Origin of the sequence: Actinotignum schaalii (genome assembly GCF_028864145.1) — a bacterium.
Lineage (GTDB): Bacteria > Actinomycetota > Actinomycetes > Actinomycetales > Actinomycetaceae > Actinotignum > Actinotignum schaalii_B.
Genome location: NZ_JARBHJ010000006.1, coordinates 1 through 19,811 on the forward strand (window position 1 = coordinate 1; position 19,811 = coordinate 19,811).

Below are 19,811 nucleotides of genomic sequence, written 5' to 3' on the forward strand. Positions count from 1 at the left end.
GCAAGGTTACGCCCGGTATCCTTTTCGAACCCGGTAGCTAAGGTTGTTTGCGCTGATGGTACTGCACTCGGTGGGGTGTGGGAGAGTAGGTTGCTGCCGCCATGTTTCTTAGTGTGTGGGGTGTTGCCTGGTTGGGTAACACCCCACACGCGTTTAACTAGTGAGAACACACGCGTTCGGAACGATGCTTATGAGGGGCCAGCAACGAGGCTGACCCAAAAACCGGCCTATAAGGCGGAAACAGCCCGAAAGAGGCGCTCACATAGCGACAGTTAGGCGGATGCGTCGCCAGGGCTCAACCTTGCCCGATGGGTGTGGTACCGTCCGATACATGATTGGCGCAGCCCTGGATAGCGACATACTCGCGGGGTTGCTCGCGGGGCTTAGCTGCGTCGTCGTACCCTAAGGTAGAGGAGAAATGGAGGTAAGAATGAAACGTTGGGGAGCGCTGTGCGCGGTGCTCACACTCGCCTTGAGCGCATGCGGGACAACCGCGACAACAGAGGGACATGCCCCGCAGCAGCCCGGCGCATCAGCAGCGGAGGCGGAGGCAACGGCGCCCACGCCCACCACCGCGGCGCCCGTATCCGATCCGCGTAGCCTCACCGGGATGGCGACCGTTGCCCCGCTCCCCGAACCGCATCCGACCGTACCGGCAGCGGTCAACCTTCCCGTCACGATCACGGATGCCAGCGGCGCGAAAGTTACCGTGACCGATGCATCGCGTGTTGTCACGCTCGATATGTCCGCCGCGATTTCGCAAACGCTTCTCGCCCTCGGGCTGGGCCACACCATCGCGGGCCGCACCATATCCGATACCGAGCCGAGCCTCGCGAGCGTGCCGGTCGTCACCGAAAGCGGGCACACCGTCAATGCCGAAGCGGTATTGCGCCTTGCACCCACCCTCATTCTCACCGACGGCACCATTCGCGGGGCGGAAGGCACCCTCGCCCAACTAGAAGCATCCGGTATCCCGGTGGTGCGACTCTCGCGCGCCACGACGTTCGACGACGCACCCGCCCGCGCAGCCGAAGTAGCCCGCGCCGTGGGTGCCGGGCAGGCCGGCGAAGAACTCGCCGCCCAGATTTCGCAATCCATCGCGCAGGCTCGTATCGACGTAGCGCAGCTCGCCCCGGCCGATCCGCTGCGCATGGTCTTCCTCAATATTCGCCCGCAGGCCGGCCTGTTCATGCTGCTCGGGAGCGAATCGGGTGCCAGCGACGTCATTGACGCGGTGGGCGGGCGTGATATGGCCGGGGAAGCGGGAGTCACCCAGGCCCGGCCCGCCAGCCAGGAAGCCCTCCTCGTGGCTAACCCGGAAGTTATTATCGTGATGACCAACGGGCTGAGCGCGCTCGGCGGGATCGAGGCCCTCGAAGGGCAGCCCGGCATTTCGCAAACCGAGGCCGGGAAGAAACAGCGTGTGCTCGCCATTCCCGATAATCTTTCCCTCGGCTTCGGTCCGCAAAGTGGCGATCTGATCCGAGCGATGGGCCAAGCGCTCTACACTGCCCAGTAGTGGGAACACGTGCGTTGGTAAAGAAAACACGTGGGTCGGTAAAGAAAACACGTGGGTCGGTAAAGAAAATACGCCGGCCGATGATGAAAACCCCAGCCGGTAGTGGGAAAGCGCGGGCGGCTAGTGTGCCCGCGCGGTAGCACAGCACGAAAGGATAGTGAGGGGATGACCGTGGCCCAGCGCCCCAGCTCGCGCGGGGCGGACCCGATTTCCGCACCCGGGCGCCGCGCCGCACTCATCGCGGCCTTCCTGCGCCTGGCCACCATTGCGGCGATTATTGCCGGTTACGTGACGGTGGCCCACGCCAGCGCGCAGGCCGCCGGTGCACCTGCTGGTACAGCGGCGCTGCCCGCCACCGGCCACCCCTGGCTCGCGGCCGGTTTCTTCGCGTGTGCCGGTGTCTGCGCCACTGCTGAACGCGTGGGCAGCACCGGCGCAGCTCGCGCAGAAGAACGCCGGCTGCGCGGTCTGCTTCTGGAACGAACCTTCACGCTGGCCCGCACCGGCACCCCGACGCCCTATACGGCCGGGCGGCTCCTCCCGCTCCTCACCGATAGCGTCGAACGAATCACCAACTACCGGCAGGGCTATGTGGGTACCACCATCGGCGCGTTGCTCGCCCCATTCCTCACCCTTGCCTTTATCGGCGTGGCCATCGACCCGGTCATCGGATTCGGCGTCATGGCGGCCCTCCCGCTCATCCCGGCGGGCATCGGACTCTTCTTCCGTTTCTTCCGCCGCGCCTCCAGCGAATCACGCCGCGCGCGTGACACCCTCGTGGATAGCTACCTCGATGCCATCCGCAATATGACCACCATTCGCCTCTTTAACGCCGGGGAACGCATCGAAGCGGACCTGGCTCGCCGTGGGGAAACCAACCGCCGCGCCATTATGCGGATGCTGGCCGGTAACCAAATCGTCATTATCGTTATGGACGGCCTGGTCGGCCTCCTCCTCATCTGCCTCACCGCCGGGCTCACCACCGCCCGCGCGGCGCACCTCGCGCCGTGGCAGGCGCTCGCCGTGGCTCTGCTCGCGGTGGTGCTCCTCGAACCGCTCTCGCAGGTGGCGGGATTCTTCTACATCGGTATGGGCGGGCGTGCCGCCCAAAAAGCCATCACCCGTTACCTTTCCATCGCTCCGCGTGGTGGGAACGACGGCGCAGCTGCGGCTCCCCGCACCCTCGCGAATGACGGTGCGCTTCCGAGTGGCAGCGCAGCCCGGCCCGCCGGTGAAGCTCCGCTCATCACCGTGACTAACGCGGCGGTGAATTACGGGCGCGAAGAGGTGCTGACCTCGGCAAACCTGCGCGTGGAGCGCGGGGAACGCCTCGCGATTGTGGGCGTGAGCGGAGCCGGGAAATCCACCCTCCTCGCCCTGCTGCGCGGCGCCTTACGTCCGCAGGCCGGGAGCGTGCAGGTAGCCGGGGTCCGCGTGGATGCCGGCAGTGGTGACCTGGCGCAGGTGCGCGCGCGCAGCGCCGTCGTCGCTCAAACAACGTGGATGTTTACCGGAACCATTGCCGATAACCTGCGTCTGGCGCGCCCGGACGCCACCGCGCAGCAGATGTGGGACGCTCTTGAACGCGCCCAGGTGGCTGAAGACGTGGCGCGGATGCCAGCAGGAATCGATACGTATCTCGGGGAGGATTCCGCGCTGATTTCCGGTGGGCAGGCCCAGCGCATTTCTCTAGCGCGGGCGTTTTTGGCCGGGCGCACCCTGCTGCTCCTTGACGAACCCACCGCCCAGGTCGATATGGAATCCGAGGACCGGATCTGCGCGGCGCTGGCAGCGCTCGGGCCCGAGTACACGCTCGTCATGGTCACGCACCGTCCCGCGCTAGCGGCCCTGGCGGACCGGGTGGTGCGGGTCCGCGCCGTAATTCTCGAGGAGGTCAGCGATGTCCGCGCCGAATAATAACGCAGCGCCGGGGCTGCGCACCGTTGTGCCCTGGCTGCTTTCCCTGACCCGCCCCGTCCACGGCCCGCTCGCGCTCTCCACCCTGTGCCGGGCCGCCGGGCAGGTGGCTGATATCGGGCTTTTCGCGGTGGCGACCTACGGAATGGTGGCGGCCGTGAGCAGCGGCGGGGGAGCGGGCTTCCTCTGGCTCGTGGCTCTCCTCGCGCTCCTCAAAGCTGGCCTGCGCTACCTCGAGCAATTCACCGGGCACTACGTGGCTTTCCGGGCCCTCGAGCTGCTGCGCACTCGCGTTTTTGCCAGCCTGTGGCCCAAGGCCCCCGGGATTATGACCCGCTCGCGTTCGGGGGATATGGTCGCCTCCCTCACCCGCGATATTGACCGTATCGAAGTGGTTTACGCGCACACGGTGGCTCCGGTGGTCTGCGCCTACGTGCTCACCCCGGCCGCGCTGGTGGTGGGCGGCGCGGTGCTCGGGTGGAGCGCGATGGTACTGCCGGCGGTGGCCGCGGTGCTCGCACTCGCTGTTATCCCGTACGCGGGTACCCGGCGTGCCATTGATGCGACGACGGCGCAACTCGCCGCCCGCGCCGATCTGGCCGCGCATGTGACCGATTCGCTATACGGCCTCGAAGATGTACTCGTCTTCGGGCGCACTGCCGACCGTATGGAAGAAACAGCTGCCCTCGGCGCGAAAGTCGCCACCAGCGGATCTTTCCCCGCCTGGGTGGCCGGGCTGCGCCGCGGGGCCAATATTCTTGCCGCCGGGCTGAGCGCGGCGTGGATTATCGCGGCGAGCCTCAACGACCCGACTATCTCCCTGCCGCTCGCGGCGGCCGGCGCGGTGGCGGCCCTGCGGGTATGGGAAGGCCCCCAAGCTCTCGAAGATGCGGCGTCGTCCCTCGACGCTTCGCTCGCGGCCGCCCGGCGCATTTATGCCCTCGCGCACGCACCCCAGCCGTGCCCGGACGGCCCCGGTATCCTCATGCCCGAACGTGGCCTGTCGGTAGAATTCGACGCTGTCCACTACACCTATCCGGAGCGTGAACGCGAGGTGCTGCGCGGGGTGAGCTTGCGTATTCCGGCCGGCTCTCACACCGTGCTGGCCGGGCGTTCCGGCTCGGGGAAATCCACGCTTGTGCACCTGCTGGAACGCTACGATGACCCGACGTCCGGGACGGTGCGCATCGGGGGGATTGCCACCACGGATCTCAACGTTGCCTCGCTGCACGCCTGCGTGGTGGGGGTCTCCCAAAAGAGCCAGATCGTGGCCGGGACTATTGCCGATAACCTGCGCCTGGGAGTTCCCGGCGCTAGCGAAACTGAACTGTGGCGCGCCCTGACCGTGGCCGGGCTGGAGGGCGATGTGCGAGCCATGCCGGAGGGCTTAGCCACCCGGGTGGGAGGCGGTACCTCGCACGGCCGACCCACCGGATACGCGCTTTCGGGAGGGCAGGTGCAGCGGCTGTGCCTGGCCCGCGCGGTGCTCATGCGTCCGGCCGTCCTCATCCTCGATGAATTCGCCGCCGCCCTCAATAGCGAACTCGAAGCCGGGATTCGGGCCAATCTGCGCGCCGCCCTCCCCGATACAACCATTATTGAAGTGAGCCACCGCCTCGATGCGGTGCGCGAAGCGGATACTGTGGCCGTGCTTTCGGGCGGGCGCCTGGTGCTGACCGGCCCACCCGCCGACATCACCGAAGTCCGGACGCCGCGCCATTAGCGCTCCGTGCAACATTAAGGCAAGATAGACAGAATGAGTGGACAGCGCGGCAACCAGCGGCACGCGGCCACCGCGCTCTCCGCGGTGCCCGCCGCGCCAGCCGTGCCTCCGGTACCCGCCGGCATCGCCGCCCGCCGCCGCCGGCGCGTCTGGACCTTCCTCATCCTCACCGTGCTCCTTGCACTGGGAATGCTTATCTCCGCGCACCTGGGCCAATTCCCCGTGACCGTGGGGGACGTGGCGCGCGGTATCGCCGCCCGCTTCGGGCTGACCGCACCTCCCGACGATCCCCTCATCATGGCGGCGCTCTGGAATATTCGCTTCCCCCGTATCTGCTTAGGGATCCTGGTGGGCGGGGCGCTCGCGGTGGCCGGCGCCGTCATGCAGGCGGTCTTCTCCAACCCGCTGGCGGAACCGGGAATTATCGGGGTTTCTTCCGGATGCGCTTTCGGGGCCGCCCTCACCATGGTCTTTGTTCCCGGGGCCCTGGGCGGGTTGTCGGTACCGCTGGGGGCCTTCGCCGCCGGGCTCGTCACCTCCGCCACCGTCTACCTGCTGGCGCGCTCGCAGGGGCGGGCTGAAACTCTCACCCTGGTGCTCACCGGTATCGCGGTGACCGCGGTGGCCTCCGCCCTCACCTCCATCGCCACCTACCTTGCCGATACCAACGCCCGCGAACAAATCGTGTTCTGGCAGATGGGCTCGTTGGCGGGGGCCTCCTGGTTCCAGGTCGCCGTGGTGGGTGCGGTGGTCGGCGTCGGCATCCTCGGTGCCCTCGCGCTGGCCGGCCGCCTCGATCTGCTCAGCTTGGGGGAGCGCGAAGCGGGGCACGTGGGTGTGAACGTCGCGGCCTTGCGGGCCGCCGCCATCGTCCTCACCGCCATCCTTACCGCCGCCGCCGTGTGCTTCGCCGGAGTGATCGGCTTCGTGGGCCTTATTGTTCCGCATGTGCTGCGACTCCTCATGGGCCCAATGAACCGCATGCTTATTCCGGCTGCGCTGCTGGGCGGGGCGGTACTTCTCACCTACGCCGATCTTGCGGCCCGCACCCTCGTGCCTTTCGCGGAACTCCCCATCGGGATCTTCACGGCGCTGGTGGGCGGCCCCACCTTCTTCATCCTGCTGCGCAAGAACCTGCGAGGTGCCCGTGGTTGATCTCTTCTCCGCGGCGGGGGGGCCGGCCGGGGCACTCGTGGCCGAACACCTCAGCTTCGCCTACGGTAGCCACCGGGTTCTCCACGACGTCAGCATCACTGCCCAGCCCGGGCGGGTCCTCGGGGTACTCGGCCCCAATGGCACCGGAAAATCCACGCTGCTCTCGCTGCTCGCCGGTGACCAAGCACCCACGTCCGGGCAGGTGCGCATCGGCGGCACCTCCGTTTCCTCCCTTTCTTGGCGGGAGCTGGCGCACATGCGCGCCGTTATGCCGCAAAACTCCACCTTCCCCTTCGCCTATCTGGTGCGTGACCTGGTGGCCATGGGTCTCGGATCCGGGAACGGGGCGGGGCGGGGCGCCGGTGCCGGGCAGGGCGCCGGCGCTGGGAGTGCAGCCGGTGCCGGGCGGGGCGCCGGTGCTGGGAGTGCAGCCGGTGCCGGGCGATCAGCGGACGCCGCCATTATCGACGCCGCCCTGCACGCCGCCGATGTCACCCACCTCCAGGATCGCGATGTCACCCGCCTTTCGGGCGGCGAGCAGGCCCGCGTCACCTTCGCGCGGGTTCTTGCCCAGCGTGCCGGGGTGGTGCTCCTGGATGAACCGACCGCGGCCCTGGATATTTCCCACCAGCAGCGCCTCCTCGAGCTGTGCAGGCGCCTGGCGGCCGGCGGGCATACCGTCGTCGCGGTGCTGCACGATATTCAACTGGCCGGCGCGCTCTGCGATGACGTGGTGCTGCTGCGCCACGGCCGGGTGGAGGCGGCCGGCACCCCGCGCCAGGTGCTCACCTCGGAGCTGCTGACCCGGGTCTACGACTGGCCGATCCGAGTGGAGACGCTGGGCGATGGGACTATCGTCGTCGTTCCCACCACCGCAACCACGTCCGTAAAGTGAGAAAGCAATTCTCACTACGTGGACACAGCTAGACTAAGGACGACGGCGGCACCGCCCGCCACCACAACACACGATACGAAGGGGAACTATGGCGCAGCTGCGATCGGCAACGTCAACAACAGGCCGGAATATGGCCGGGGCGCGGGCGCTCTGGCGCGCTACCGGGATGGGTTCGGAAGATTTCGGAAAGCCGATTATTGCCATCGCTAATTCCTTCACCCAATTCGTTCCCGGGCATGTCCACCTGCGTAACGTCGGGAAAATCGTGGCCGATGTTATTCAGGCTAACGGCGGCGTGGCGCGCGAATTTAATACCATCGCGGTAGACGACGGTATCGCCATGGGCCACGACGGCATGCTCTACTCGCTGCCCAGCCGCGAAATAATCGCCGACTCCATCGAATATATGTGCAATGCGCACACCGTGGATGCCCTCGTGTGTATTTCCAATTGCGATAAAATCACGCCCGGGATGCTCATCGCCGCCATGCGCCTGAATATTCCCACTATTTTTGTGTCCGGTGGTCCCATGGAGGCGGGTAAGCCGGTGGAAGGCGTCGTCGACCATAATATTGACCTCATCGACGCGATGGCCCTGGCCGTGGACGATTCCATCACGGACGACGAGCTCGCGCGCGTGGAGGAAAACGCCTGCCCCACCTGCGGTTCCTGCTCGGGAATGTTCACCGCGAATTCCATGAATTGCCTAACCGAAGCGCTGGGCATGTCCCTGCCCGGTAACGGCTCGACCCTCGCCACCGCCACCCGCCGCCGCCGGCTTTTCGAAGAGGCGGGGAAGCGCATCGTCGCGCTCACGAAACGTTATTATCACGACGACGATGCCAGCGTGCTGCCGCGCAATATTATGACGAAGGCGGCGTTCACCAATGCGATGTCCATGGACGTGGCCATGGGGGGCTCCACCAATACCGTGCTCCATATTTTGGCCATCGCCCAGGAAGGGCATGTGGATTTCACGCTGGCGGATATTGATGCGCTGTCGCGGCGAGTGCCCTGCATGGTCAAACTTGCCCCGAACTCCACCGAATTCCATATTCAGGACTTCCACCGGGCCGGTGGGATCCCGGCGCTGCTCGGGGAAATGTACCGCGCGGGCATGCTCGATGATTCGGTGCATTCGGTGCATTCCGATGATCTGAAATCCTGGCTGGAAACCTGGGATATTCGCGGGGTGGCACCTTCGGAACAAGCTCGTGATCTTTTCAGCGCCGCGCCGGGCAACGTGCGCACCACCCGCGCATTTTCGCAGGATTCCACCTGGGAAAGCCCGGATCTGGACGGAGAACACGGGTGTATCCGCAGCGCCGATCACGCCTATACGAAGGATGGTGGACTGTGCGTGCTGCGCGGGAACCTCGCGGAGGACGGCGCGGTGATCAAGACGGCCGGCATCAGCGAGGAACTCTTCCACTTCGAGGGGAGGGCCCGAGTGGTTGATTCCCAGGAGGCCGCCGTCGAACTTATTTTGTCCAAGGCGGTGGAACCGGGCGATATCGTGGTGATCCGCTACGAGGGTCCCAAGGGCGGGCCGGGGATGCAAGAAATGCTCTATCCCACCTCCTACCTCAAGGGCCTGGGCCTCGGAAAGGTGTGCGGTCTGATTACCGACGGGCGTTTTTCCGGGGGGACGTCGGGTCTGTCCATCGGGCACGTCTCCCCGGAGGCCGCCGCGGGTGGCAATATTGCGCTGCTGCGCGAAGGGGATCACATTATTATCGACGTTCCCACCCGCTTGCTCGCCATGGATGTTTCCGAAGAAGAACTGGCCGAGCGGCGCGCCCAGATGGGTGACCTGCCGTGGCACCCGGAGAATCGCGACCGGAAAGTCTCCAAGGCGCTACGTGCCTACGCGATGATGACCACCTCGGCGGATCGCGGGGCGGTGCGGGTGGTGGACGGCCGGGTCGACTAAAGCACCACGGGGCCGCGCTCACCCTAGCGCCGGCGTGCTACCGGCTAGTTGTCGAAGGCCGGGCTGAGCTCGTGGGGTGGCTCCATGAGCCAGTGCCGGTCGGTGATCATGCGGGCGGCTGCCACCCCGGCGCCCACCGCGCAAATAACAAGAACCACATTGGTGAGTGCGCCGGCTGCCTGGGCGATCTGCCCGGCATTAATGGCGTGCAGGCCGCGGAAAAATACCACCCCGGGAATCATGACGACGACGGCTGGGACGCTGAGCGAGACCCGGGAAAATCGGGTGCGGCGGGTGAGGAGATGGGCGAGGATCCCGGCGCCCAGGGCCGCGAGGAACACCGCGGCCACGTTATAGAAGCCGGCGTCCTGGGCGCTCATGCGGGCGGCATTGACAAGTGCGCCGATAGCTCCGGCCAGCAGCGCGGCACCCTGTTCTGCCGTGAAGAGCATAGCGAAACCGTAGGAGGCCACGAAGGTTGCGGCGGCGCGCGCCAGCGCAAGCCACGGTTCGGGGATGACGTAAGCGGCGTGCGGGGCGATATCGGTATCGAAGAGGACGGTGACGACCCACACCGCCATCCCGGCGGCCAGCATCAGCATGGTGACGTAGGCCCCGCGGGTCAGGCCGGCGGAGAAATCGGCGCGAATAGTATCGAGCATCGCGGTGACGAGCGGGAAACCGGGAATGAGGAAGAGGAGGGCGGAAACCACCCCGGCCTCGTGCACCACCGCGATATGCCACGCGGCTTCAGCCACCCCCACCGTGGCGAGATACAGCACCGCAGCTAGCGCTCCTACCAGGAACCAAATCCCGAAGTGGTTCACGAGGCGGCGAGCTAACCAGCCGCGCGCCGCCTGCCCCGCGCTCGCCGCGAAGAAAACCGCGGAGCATTCCACCACCCCGCCTCGGTTGAGGAAACAGAAACAGGCGCAGGCAAGCCCGGATACCAGGGCGAGTAACCAGGCCGGGTAGGTGCGGGCCCGCGCTATTGCATCGTCGAGGGTGCTTGTGACCCGCGCGGGAGTCGAGCCGTCCGGGAGGGCATCAATGGCCGTAATAAGCGCGTCGATACGGGCGGCGTTTACCCCGAGGGCGCGCTGTTCCCCGGTGAGAGTGCACACATCCCCGTAGCCGTAGCAGGTGAGCGTGATTTCGGTGAAGGATACCGCGGCGTGGGTCGTGCGGATTCCCAGGGCGTGTGCGGTGCGTTCCATCGAGTGTTTGACCCGGTAGGCGGAGGCACCGCTCGCCAGGAGTAGCAATCCGGCGCGCAGTACCGCCCGCGCGGCATAGCGCAGATGGCTGGGTTGCTGCGGCGCAGGGGGCCGGTGTGAAAACGTCACGCGTCCAGGGTACGCTTCCCGAAAAACTCCGGAAAACTGTCCGAACAATGAAACCGAAATCCACGATGTGAGACAGATTGATCTTTTTAGCGTTCGCGGACCGCGCTCCGGTAGTCTGAAAGGCATGGCTCAGATTCTTCTTATTATCGTAGTGAGGTAGCGCGCACCACCGGTTGCGCGCTCCCCTCACGTGAGGGGATTTTTTATGCGCTAACCACCACAGCTAGCCACCCCGCTCGGCACTCCAGGAGAACAGGCCCGAAGAACCAGGTGAATCAGGTTGAAGGAGGAACCATGGCCGCATCCGAGATGAATGCATCCGCGATGGGCGCGTCGGCCGCGTCTCACCGGGACCAGCCCGGTGAGATCCGCGAAAAAATGGACGGCGCCCGCGCCATTGTCCGCACCCTAGCGGAACTCGGTGTGGATGTCGTCTTCGGGCTGCCCGGCGGAGCTATTTTGCCCACCTATGACCCGATGTACGATAGCGATTCGCCGCGCCATATCCTGGTGCGCCACGAACAGGGTGGGGGCCACGCGGCCGAAGGCTATGCGCTGGCAACCGGGCGCGTGGGTGTTGTGATGGCCACCTCCGGGCCGGGGGCAACGAACCTCGTCACCCCGCTGCTGGATGCCAATATGGATTCCGTCCCGCTGGTGGCGATCACCGGGCAGGTGGGGGCCGCGGCCATCGGAACCGACGCTTTCCAGGAAGCCGATATCGTGGGTGCCACCATGCCCATGGTCAAGCATTCTTTCCTCGTGACCGACGCCGCTGATATTCCGGCCCGCCTGGCAGAAGCTTTTTACCTCGCGGCGAGCGGGCGCCCCGGCCCCGTCCTCGTGGATATCGCGAAATCCGCCCAGAACCAAGAAACAGAATTTGTGTGGCCCCCGCGCCTGGACCTACCCGGATACCGCCCGGCCGGCGAACCGGATCCCGCTGCCGTCCGCGAGGCGGCCCAACTTATCGCCACCGCGAGCCGCCCCGTGCTCTACGTGGGAGGCGGGGCCGTGCGCGCCCGGGTCTCCCGCGAGGTCACCGAACTGAGCGATCTCACCGGTGCCCCGGTGGTCACCACCCTGCCGGCTCGCGGCACCGTACCCGATTCCCACCCCCACAACCTGGGGATGCCGGGCATGCACGGTACTGTTCCCGCGGTGGGCGCCCTCCAGCGCAGCGATCTCATCGTGGCGCTCGGGGCGCGTTTCGATGATCGCGTTACCGGGGCGCTTGACGGTTTCGCGCCGCGGGCAAAAGTTATCCACCTCGATATTGACCCGGCGGAAGTCTCCAAGAACCGCACCGCGGACGTGGCCATTATCGGTGATTTGGCGCAGTCCGTTCCCGCCCTCCTCGAGGCGGTGCGCGCGGCTCGCGAACAGTACGGGGAAGCGAATCTGGAACCGTGGTGGGGGTACCTCAACCGCCTGCGGGATACCTATCCGGCCGGCTACACCCCCACGGAGGACGGCCTTGTTTCCCCTCAGTATGTGATCGAGCGTCTGGGCGCCGTGGCGGGCAGTGAGGACACCATCTGGGTGACCGGGGTGGGGCAGCACCAAATGTGGGCCTCGCAATTCCTCCATTTCGAGCACCCGCACCGCTGGCTTTCCTCCGGGGGCGCGGGCACCATGGGCTACGGGATCCCGGCCGGTATGGGCGCGAAAGTGGGTCAGCCCGAGCGCACCGTGTGGGTGATTGACGGCGACGGCTCCTTCCAGATGACCAATCAGGAACTGGCCACCTGCCGCCTCAATAACATCAATATCAAAGTGGCCGTTATTAATAACTCCTCGCTGGGGATGGTGCGCCAGTGGCAGACCCTTTTCTACGACGGGCGCTATTCTTTCACCGATCTGGAAACTGGGAACAACACCCGCCGTATCCCCGATTTCGTCAAACTTGCCGAAGCCTATGATTGCGCGGCCTGGCGCGTGGAGAAGAAGGACGACGTCGACACTGCCATCCAGCGCGCTATGGAGATCAATGATCGGCCCGTCGTTATCGACTTCATTACCTCCCCGGATGCGGAGGTGTGGCCGATGGTCGCCGCCGGGGTATCCAATGATGAGATTATGTACGCCAAGGGGCTGCGCCCCGAAGTGGATGAGAACTTCGCGTGAGTAGCGCACTGTCGCCGCTCGAGCCGCCACGAAAGGAAGGATAACAATGCCGCAGCGCCACACGCTCTCCGTACTGGTGGAGAATAAACCCGGAGTGCTCACGCGGGTGGCCGGGCTCTTCGCCCGCCGCGCGTTCAATATTCATTCGCTCGCCGTGGGAGAAACGGAAAACCCGGCGCTCTCGCGTATCACCGTGGTGGTCGACGCCGCGGTACAACCCCTCGAGCAGGTGGCCAAACAGCTCAATAAGCTGGTCAATGTCATCAAAATCGTGGAATTAGACAGTGAGGAAGCGGTGCTGCGCCGCCTCGTCCTCATTAAAGTTGGCGCTGATGATACAACCCGTTCCCACGTGGTGCAGGTCGTGGACCTTTTCCGCGCCCACGTGGTCGATATGGTGCCGGATGCCGTGACCATTGAAGCCACCGGATCCGACCGCAAGATCGGAGCCCTGCTCACCGCCCTGGAGCCCTACGGGATCCGGGAAATTGTGCAGTCGGGAACCGTGGCGCTCGGGCGCGGAGCGCATTCGCTTTCCGAACGGGTCACCGCCGATATGGCGGGAGACCCCGGGGACTTCCCGGAGGCGCTCGCCCGCGGGCGCATCTAGCCGCAGTGGCGCGCGGCGAAGATAAGCGGCGTCGTCGTATATGCGGCGCACCTACAGCGTGCGCGGCGCCGCACTACCGCAACGAAACCGAAACCGAAAAACCGCAACCGCGGGGCCTGGCCCCGACCAACAAAAGGAGAAAACCATGGCAGAAATCTTCCATGATGCCGATGCCGATCTGTCCCTCATCCAATCGAAGAAGGTTGCCATTATTGGCTACGGTTCGCAGGGGCACGCGCACGCGCTCAACCTGCGCGACTCCGGCGTGGACGTGGTGGTGGGCCTGCGCGAAGGCTCGAGTTCCGTGGCGAAAGCGCAGGAACAGGGCCTGACGGTGCGTTCCGTGGCCGATGCCACCAAGGACGCTGACGTCGTCATGATTCTGGTGCCGGATCAGACCCAGCGTGGGCTGTGGGCCGCGGAAATCGAGCCGAATCTCAAGGCCGACGCCGCGGTGTTCTTCGCCCACGGTTTCAATATTCACTACGGATATATCAAGCCCGCTGCCGGCCACGATGTGTGCATGGTGGCTCCCAAGGGCCCGGGGCACACGGTGCGCCGCCAGTACGAAGACGGGCGCGGAGTGCCGGTGCTCGTGTGCGTGGAACAGGATGCCTCCGGGCAGGCCTGGGACGTGGCCCTGTCCTACGCCGCCGCGATTGGCGGCACCCGCGCCGGCGCCATTAAGACCACCTTCAAGGAAGAGACCGAAACGGACCTCTTCGGCGAGCAGACCGTGCTGTGCGGCGGGGTTTCCCAGCTCATCACCTACGGTTTCGAAACGCTGGTGGAAGCCGGATACCAGCCGGAGATGGCCTACTTTGAGGTGTGTCACGAACTCAAGCTCATCGTTGACCTCATTAACGAAGGCGGGCTGACCAAGCAGCGCTGGTCCTGCTCGGATACGGCCGAATACGGCGACTATGTGTCCGGCCCGCGCGTTATCACCCCGGATGTCAAGGAACATATGAAGGAAGTGCTGGCTGATATCCAGAACGGTTCCTTCGCCAAGCGCTTCATTGACGACCAGGATGCCGGCGCCCCCGAATTCAAGAAGCTGCGCGCCGAGCACGAAAGCCACCCGCTCGAGGCCACCGGGCGCGAGGTGCGTTCCATGTTCGCGTGGAATACCGATGTGGACGCCGATTACACGGACGGGCAGACCGCCCGCTAAGCGCAGCATTGCCGTTCCCAGGTGAGGCGGCTAGGATAAGCGCCAGTTAGCCGGCCCGCTCGCGGCAAGGTACCGCGGGTGGGCCGGTTTGTATGAGCTGAGTTCTACTGTGAGAAAGGCTGCATATGCGTCGTCGTTCCGCTTTCGCTTTCCTCGGGGTGCTGGTTTTCGGCCTCGCCGCCTGCACCGATACATCGGATGCGCCGGGGGTGAAACCTACCGTGGCCGCTACCACAGATAGTACGACGGCGCCCAGCAGGCCCTCCGCCAGCGCGACTCCGAGTGCTACTCAAGAACCCGCCCATCTGGTACCCATCCAGCGCGGAGCCAATGTGGTGACGGAGAAAATCCCGGCGCCCCTCGATCAGTGGGGTGGCATTTCTATCGGGGCTGACGGCGTGGCCGGCAGCGTCAACGAAGGCAAACCGGTGGTGCGGGTGTATTCCGATTACTGGTGCCCCTGGTGCAATGACCTGGTGCGCGACCACGGTGAGGAACTCATCCAGATGGCCAAGGACGGGAAAATCACGCTGGTCTACCACCCGAATATGCGCTTCGAGGAATCGCCCTACAGTGTCAAGGGGGAGCAGGCCGAAGTGTGGTTCGCGGTCAACGCCCCGGATAAATACCTTGATTTCCACGAGCTGCTCTACAAAGAAGGCTCCATCCCGGTGGTGAAACACGCGGACCGCGCCGAACGCCAGCAGCCCGACCCGGCCTTGATTGAACAATTTGCTACTCGGGTGGGTCTTGACGCCGCGCAGCTGGAGAGCCTGCGTGCCACGCTGGCCGCGGATGAGTACCTTCCCCTTCTCAAGCAACTACGCGAGCAATTCCTCGCCGACGGCATGAAGTACATTCCCGCCGTTGTTATTGACGAGAAGCTGGTGAGCGATCCGAATAACGGCAACCTGGACCAGTTCCTCGCGCCCTTGAAGTAGGTGGTGGCGGTAGCGCGTGGCGGTGGCTGGTTGTGGCGCGTGGCAGCGACTGGTTGCGGCCCGCAGGGGTGACCGGTTGTAGCTCGCGGGGCACGGAGTGCGAAAAAACTGTCGCAGGGGCGTGGCACAATAGAGGCCATGAAAGCCATTATGACTGTGACCGGGGTGGATCGCACCGGGATTATCGCGGCCGTTTCCGCTGAACTTGCTCGCCTCGGGGTGAATATTATCAACGTCACCCAAACCCTCATGGATGAGTACTTCACTATGATCCTCGAAGTTGCGCTTCCGGAGGGTAGCTCCATTACCCAGGTGCAGCAGGCCATGGCGGAACTGGGCGGCGCGGAAGCGCTGGAAATCCACGTGCAGGCGGATTCGATTTTCCGCGCCATGCATCGCGTCTAGCCCGGTCTGGTGGATAGGCTGGCCCGGTGCGTAAAACTGGCCGGCGCACCGGAACAGGCACAGCGATATGCACTGGAACAGACACGGCAACGTGCACGGGAACTCGCACAGGAACGGGAGAATACCTATGTATGCCAGCAGTGAGCCCACTGCCCAAAACATTCTGGAAACCCTCGCGATGATCCGCGAGGACCGCCTCGATATCCGTACCGTCACCATGGGGATTTCCCTGCTGGACTGCGCGGATTCGGATGGCGAGCGCGCTCGCGAACGGGCCCGCGCCCGCATTATGGAGCGGGCCGCGCGCCTGGTGCCGGTAGCGCGGCAGATCGAAGCGGAACTGGGTATCCCCATTATTAATAAGCGCATTTCCGTGACCCCGATTGCTTTAGTGGCCGCGGCAAGCGGGGAAAAGGACCTTACCCCGTGGGCGGTGATGCTTGATGAATGCGCCCGGGAAATCGGCGTGGATTTCGTGGGCGGGTTTTCCGCCCTGGTGGAAAAGGGCATGACGCGCGCGGATGAGGCGCTCATCGATTCCATTCCTGCCGCGCTGGCCGCCACCTCGGTGGTGTGCTCCTCCGTCAATATCGGAACCTCACGCGCCGGAATTAATATGAGCGCGGTTGGGCGCATGGGGGAAACCATTTGTGAGCTTGCCGCCCGCACGGAAAAGGGCTCCGGGGCTGCTCGGCTGGTCGTTTTTGCTAACTCGGTGGGGGATAACCCCTTTATGGCCGGGGCTTTCCACGGGGTAGAAATGCCCGATTGTGTGGTTTCCGTGGGGGTATCCGGGCCGGGTGTTATTACCCGGGCAATTACGGCGGCAGCAGGGGCATCCTTCGATGAACTCGCGGAAGAAATCAAGCGCAGCGCTTTCAAAATCACCCGCATGGGCGAACTGGTCGGGCAGCTTGCCGCGCAGCGCCTCGGGGTGCCTTTCGGGGTTGTTGACCTCTCTTTGGCTCCCACCCCGGAAGTCGGCGATTCGGTGGCACGCGCCCTGGAAGCCATGGGCCTGGAACGCGTGGGAGCCCACGGCACCACGGCGGCCCTCGCGCTTCTCAATGATGCGGTGAAGAAAGGCGGGCTCATGGCCTGCTCGCACGTGGGCGGCCTCTCCGGGTCCTTCATCCCCGTCTCCGAAGATGAAGGCATGATCGAAGCGGCGCGGCTCGGCGCTATTAGCCTGGCCAAACTCGAAGCCATGACCGCTATTTGCTCGGTGGGCCTTGACATGATCGCGGTGCCCGGGGATACCCCGGCCGCCACCATCGCCGGCATGATCGCAGACGAAGCTGCCATCGGCATCATGAACTCCAAGACCACCGCCGTGCGAGTCATCCCCGCTACGGGCTTGAGCGAAGGCGATACCGTGGAATTCGGCGGCCTGCTTGGCAGCGCTCCCGTGATGCCGGTAAGCCCGTACTCCAGCGCGGCATTCATTGGCCGCGGGGGTACTATCCCGGCGCCCGTGCACGCTTTCAAGAATTAGGCGCGAGGCGAGGAACGGTTAGCGAGTCAGCTTAGCGGGAGTCGTTAGCAAGCGAGGTTAGCGGGCGCGGATAATCGCCGCGATGCCCTGCCCGCCGCCGATGCACAGTGTCACAAGGGAGTGCTCGATTCCGCGTTCGCGCTGATTGAGGAGAGCACGCAGTGAAATAATCGCTCCCGAAGCCCCCACCGGGTGGCCCAGCGCAATCGCCCCGCCCAGCGGATTGACGATCTCCGGATCCAGCTCCGCATCGCGAATCACCGCAATGGCCTGGGAGGCAAAAGCCTCATTGAGTTCCACCCAGCCAATATCCGCCCGGCTCAGGCCGGTACGCTCAAGCACCTTCTCAATAGCAAAGCGCGGGGCGTAGCCCATGTACTCCGGTTCCACCCCGACGGTTGCCACATCCACCAGCTCGCCCAGAATATCCACACCCGCCGCAATCGCATCTTCTTCCCGCATGAGGACGAGCATGGCGGCGCCGTCGTTAATCCCGGAAGAATTACCGGCCGTCACGGTGCCGTGCGCGGCAAAAACAGGGGGGAGGTGGCTGAGCGTTTCAGCCGTCACGCCCGCGCGCGGATATTCTTCTGCAGCGACGACGCGCTCAGTGGGTTCCCCGGCGTCAATCGTGAAAGGAACACGCTCCTTATCAAAAGCGTCGGCGGTGATGGCGGCCTGGGCACGGGCCTGGGACTGGGCCGCAAAAGCGTCCTGCTCGGCGCGGGAAATACCGAATTTCTCCGCGACCCGCTCCGCTGTCCAGCCCATGGGCCGGCCCGAGAACGGATCAGAAATCAGCGAAAATGTGCCGTCCACGTGCTTCGGCCCGTTGAGGTGACCGGCGCGGGAAAAATCCATGACCGGCTGGCGCGTCATATTCTCAGCACCGCCCGCCATGACGATGCGCGCATCCCCGGAACGCAAGGCGCTGGCTGCGCTCGCGAGGGCTTGCACCCCGGAGCCGCACACCCGATTGACAGTGAGGGCAGTGGAGGAGGCCCGCGCTCCGGCGGCCAGGGCGATCCGGCGGGAAATATAGGCATCGGCACCGGTCTGGCCCACGCAGCCCACCACGAAATCATCCACATCCGCCATGGGGATACCCGCGCGCTCGGCGGCCGCGCGCGCCGCCGCCGCACCCAATTCGTGCGCGGGAGTATTCGCGTAGTAGCCGCGGAACTTCCCCGTGGGAATGCGAGCGCCGCTGACAATGACGATAGGTGAATCGAACGCCATAACCTTGCCTCCCGAGATTCAAGAATTCAATTCTACGAGGAGAGGCGCGCCGGCTCCAGGAGAGGTACCTAACCCCGGCCTAAGTGCAGCCTGAGCTTTGCGCCTCCGTTCTGTACCTACGTTCCCGCCGCGCGGGTCTCAACGCTGCCCCGCTGCTTCGTCCCACCCGCCGAGCATTCCGAAAAGTGAGACGAATAGTCTCACCAAGTGGACGGATCTCGTATACTCACCCGTATGCGCGCCTCTATTAATCTCGCTGTTATTGCCGGAGATGGCATCGGTCCGGAAATTGTGCCCGAAGGTCTGAAAGTGCTACGCGCTGCGCTGGGAGAAAGCGGCACGGAGCTGAGCGTGACACCCTATAGCATCGGGGCGCAGCGCTATGTGGATACCGGAGAAACTCTCAGTGATGCCGATCTGGAAGCCTTGGCCGGGCATGACGCGCTGCTGCTCGGCGCTATTGGAGATCCGCGGGTGCCCGCCGGAATCCTGGAGCGTGAGATTCTGCTGCGGCTGCGCTTCGCCTTCGACCACTACGTTAATTTGCGGCCCAGTGTGCTCTATCCCGGGGTTCCCACCCCGCTAGCGGTACCGGGAGATATTGACCTGGTGGTGGTGCGCGAGGGAACCGAAGGTCTGTACTCGGGCAACGGGGGCAGTGTTCACCGCGGCATGCCTACCGAAGTGGCAACCGAAGTATCTGTAAACACCGCTCACGGAACTGAGCGTTTGGTGCGCTACGCCTTTGAGTTGGCAGCATCCCGGCCTCGCCGCCACCTCACCCTCGTCCATAAAACCAATGTGCTCGTGCACGCGGGTGGGTTGTGGCAGCGCACCGTGAACCGCCTGGCCGCGGAGTACCCGAGCGTAAACGTTGATTACTGCAATGTGGATGCCGCCACGATTTACCTGGTGACCGACCCGCAGCGTTTCGATGTCATCGTGACAGATAACCTCTTTGGCGATATTCTGACCGACGAAGCCGGGGCGGTAAGCGGAGGCGTGGGGCTTGCGGCGTCGGGCAATATTAATCCGGAAGGAGACTTCCCCTCCATGTTCGAACCGATCCACGGTTCAGCGCCGGATATTGCGGGGACCGGGAAAGCAGATCCGACGGCAACAATCGCCTCCGCGGCGCTCATGCTGCGCCACCTCGGGCTCGCTGAGCCGGCCGCGCGTATTGAGGCGGCCATCAGGGCAGATATGGAAGCGCGCGCCGCGGCCGCGGCAACCGGAACGCCGCTGCGCCGCACAACCACCCAGATCGGTGATGCTATTCTCGCCGCTATGGAAGATAACCGTTAAGGATCACCACGAAGAAAGAAGGACTCA

General features: G+C 64.7%; 15 protein-coding genes and 1 rRNA gene. 14 read left to right on the plus strand and 2 right to left on the minus strand.

What is annotated here, in order from left to right:
- The 7 genes from rrf to ilvD all read left to right on the plus strand — a co-directional run.
- Positions 1–102, plus strand: a 5S ribosomal RNA gene (gene rrf / locus PWJ82_RS09545); the annotation flags it as partial.
- Positions 103–430: 328 nt separating this feature from the next.
- Positions 431–1,519 carry a heme/hemin ABC transporter substrate-binding protein gene (locus tag PWJ82_RS02065; protein WP_274735097.1) on the plus strand — a complete coding sequence of 363 codons (1,089 nt, stop codon included), beginning with the start codon at positions 431–433 and terminating at the stop codon, positions 1,517–1,519.
- Positions 1,520–1,684: 165 nt separating this feature from the next.
- A complete protein-coding gene (locus PWJ82_RS02070) occupies positions 1,685–3,436 on the plus strand; it encodes an ABC transporter ATP-binding protein (protein WP_274735098.1) in 1,752 nt (583 codons plus the stop codon).
- Positions 3,420–5,159, plus strand: a complete 1,740-nt coding sequence (locus PWJ82_RS02075; RefSeq protein WP_274735099.1) for an amino acid ABC transporter ATP-binding/permease protein — start codon at positions 3,420–3,422, stop codon at positions 5,157–5,159. Before PWJ82_RS02070 ends, PWJ82_RS02075 begins: the two co-directional genes overlap by 17 nt.
- A gap of 33 nt (positions 5,160–5,192) precedes the next feature.
- Entirely contained in the window at positions 5,193–6,314 is a 1,122-nt protein-coding gene (locus PWJ82_RS02080) for a FecCD family ABC transporter permease (RefSeq protein ID WP_274735100.1), read from the plus strand.
- Entirely contained in the window at positions 6,301–7,209 is a 909-nt protein-coding gene (locus tag PWJ82_RS02085; RefSeq protein ID WP_274735102.1) for an ABC transporter ATP-binding protein, read from the plus strand. Before PWJ82_RS02080 ends, PWJ82_RS02085 begins: the two co-directional genes overlap by 14 nt.
- A gap of 88 nt (positions 7,210–7,297) precedes the next feature.
- The gene (gene ilvD, locus PWJ82_RS02090) at positions 7,298–9,142 is read left to right on the plus strand and encodes a dihydroxy-acid dehydratase (protein ID WP_274735103.1); all 1,845 of its coding nucleotides are present in this window, start codon (positions 7,298–7,300) and stop codon (positions 9,140–9,142) included.
- A gap of 44 nt (positions 9,143–9,186) precedes the next feature.
- Here ilvD and PWJ82_RS02095 read toward each other — a convergent pair whose 3' ends face one another.
- Entirely contained in the window at positions 9,187–10,488 is a 1,302-nt protein-coding gene (locus PWJ82_RS02095) for a threonine/serine ThrE exporter family protein (protein ID WP_274735104.1), read from the minus strand.
- 324 nt (positions 10,489–10,812) lie between these two features.
- On the opposite strand from PWJ82_RS02095, the gene PWJ82_RS02100 reads away from it, so the two are divergent.
- The 6 genes from PWJ82_RS02100 to PWJ82_RS02125 all read left to right on the plus strand — a co-directional run bounded on the left by PWJ82_RS02100 (position 10,813) and on the right by PWJ82_RS02125 (position 17,240).
- Entirely contained in the window at positions 10,813–12,615 is a 1,803-nt protein-coding gene (locus PWJ82_RS02100) for an acetolactate synthase large subunit (RefSeq protein WP_196800252.1), read from the plus strand.
- A 46-nt stretch (positions 12,616–12,661) separates the two neighbouring features.
- Positions 12,662–13,225: an acetolactate synthase small subunit gene (gene ilvN / locus PWJ82_RS02105; protein WP_016442335.1), complete on the plus strand. Its 564-nt coding sequence runs from the start codon at positions 12,662–12,664 to the stop codon at positions 13,223–13,225.
- A gap of 145 nt (positions 13,226–13,370) precedes the next feature.
- Complete coding sequence (ilvC, locus tag PWJ82_RS02110) at positions 13,371–14,399, plus strand: ketol-acid reductoisomerase (protein ID WP_016442336.1); 1,029 nt, start codon at positions 13,371–13,373, stop codon at positions 14,397–14,399.
- A gap of 125 nt (positions 14,400–14,524) precedes the next feature.
- On the plus strand, positions 14,525–15,340 hold the full coding sequence (locus PWJ82_RS02115; RefSeq protein ID WP_274735105.1) for a DsbA family protein: 816 nt from the start codon (positions 14,525–14,527) through the stop codon (positions 15,338–15,340).
- A 138-nt stretch (positions 15,341–15,478) separates the two neighbouring features.
- Positions 15,479–15,745 (plus strand): ACT domain-containing protein, encoded by a 267-nt coding sequence (locus PWJ82_RS02120; RefSeq protein WP_039898278.1) that lies wholly within the window; start codon positions 15,479–15,481, stop codon positions 15,743–15,745.
- A 127-nt stretch (positions 15,746–15,872) separates the two neighbouring features.
- Positions 15,873–17,240, plus strand: a complete 1,368-nt coding sequence (locus PWJ82_RS02125; protein ID WP_016442339.1) for a PFL family protein — start codon at positions 15,873–15,875, stop codon at positions 17,238–17,240.
- A 57-nt stretch (positions 17,241–17,297) separates the two neighbouring features.
- Here PWJ82_RS02125 and PWJ82_RS02130 read toward each other — a convergent pair whose 3' ends face one another.
- On the minus strand, positions 17,298–18,479 hold the full coding sequence (locus tag PWJ82_RS02130) for a thiolase family protein (protein ID WP_016442340.1): 1,182 nt from the start codon (positions 18,477–18,479) through the stop codon (positions 17,298–17,300).
- A gap of 234 nt (positions 18,480–18,713) precedes the next feature.
- Between PWJ82_RS02130 and PWJ82_RS02135 the strand changes: the two genes are divergently transcribed.
- Complete coding sequence (locus tag PWJ82_RS02135) at positions 18,714–19,784, plus strand: 3-isopropylmalate dehydrogenase (RefSeq protein WP_016442341.1); 1,071 nt, start codon at positions 18,714–18,716, stop codon at positions 19,782–19,784.
- Positions 19,785–19,811: the final 27 nt, after the last annotated feature.

What these genes read in the sequence shown, in the direction of transcription:
- PWJ82_RS02115 (WP_274735105.1), top strand. Translation starts at nt 14,525, where the DNA reads ATGCGTCGTCGTTCCGCTTTCGCTTTCCTCGGGGTGCTGGTTTTCGGC.
- PWJ82_RS02075 (WP_274735099.1), top strand. Translation starts at nt 3,420, where the DNA reads ATGTCCGCGCCGAATAATAACGCAGCGCCGGGGCTGCGCACCGTTGTG.
- PWJ82_RS02065 (WP_274735097.1), top strand. Translation starts at nt 431, where the DNA reads ATGAAACGTTGGGGAGCGCTGTGCGCGGTGCTCACACTCGCCTTGAGC.
- PWJ82_RS02070 (WP_274735098.1), top strand. Translation starts at nt 1,685, where the DNA reads ATGACCGTGGCCCAGCGCCCCAGCTCGCGCGGGGCGGACCCGATTTCC.
- PWJ82_RS02130 (WP_016442340.1), bottom strand. Translation starts at nt 18,479, where the DNA reads ATGGCGTTCGATTCACCTATCGTCATTGTCAGCGGCGCTCGCATTCCC.
- PWJ82_RS02100 (WP_196800252.1), top strand. Translation starts at nt 10,813, where the DNA reads ATGGGCGCGTCGGCCGCGTCTCACCGGGACCAGCCCGGTGAGATCCGC.
- PWJ82_RS02080 (WP_274735100.1), top strand. Translation starts at nt 5,193, where the DNA reads ATGAGTGGACAGCGCGGCAACCAGCGGCACGCGGCCACCGCGCTCTCC.
- PWJ82_RS02125 (WP_016442339.1), top strand. Translation starts at nt 15,873, where the DNA reads ATGTATGCCAGCAGTGAGCCCACTGCCCAAAACATTCTGGAAACCCTC.
- ilvN (WP_016442335.1), top strand. Translation starts at nt 12,662, where the DNA reads ATGCCGCAGCGCCACACGCTCTCCGTACTGGTGGAGAATAAACCCGGA.
- PWJ82_RS02135 (WP_016442341.1), top strand. Translation starts at nt 18,714, where the DNA reads ATGCGCGCCTCTATTAATCTCGCTGTTATTGCCGGAGATGGCATCGGT.
- ilvD (WP_274735103.1), top strand. Translation starts at nt 7,298, where the DNA reads ATGGCGCAGCTGCGATCGGCAACGTCAACAACAGGCCGGAATATGGCC.
- ilvC (WP_016442336.1), top strand. Translation starts at nt 13,371, where the DNA reads ATGGCAGAAATCTTCCATGATGCCGATGCCGATCTGTCCCTCATCCAA.
- PWJ82_RS02120 (WP_039898278.1), top strand. Translation starts at nt 15,479, where the DNA reads ATGAAAGCCATTATGACTGTGACCGGGGTGGATCGCACCGGGATTATC.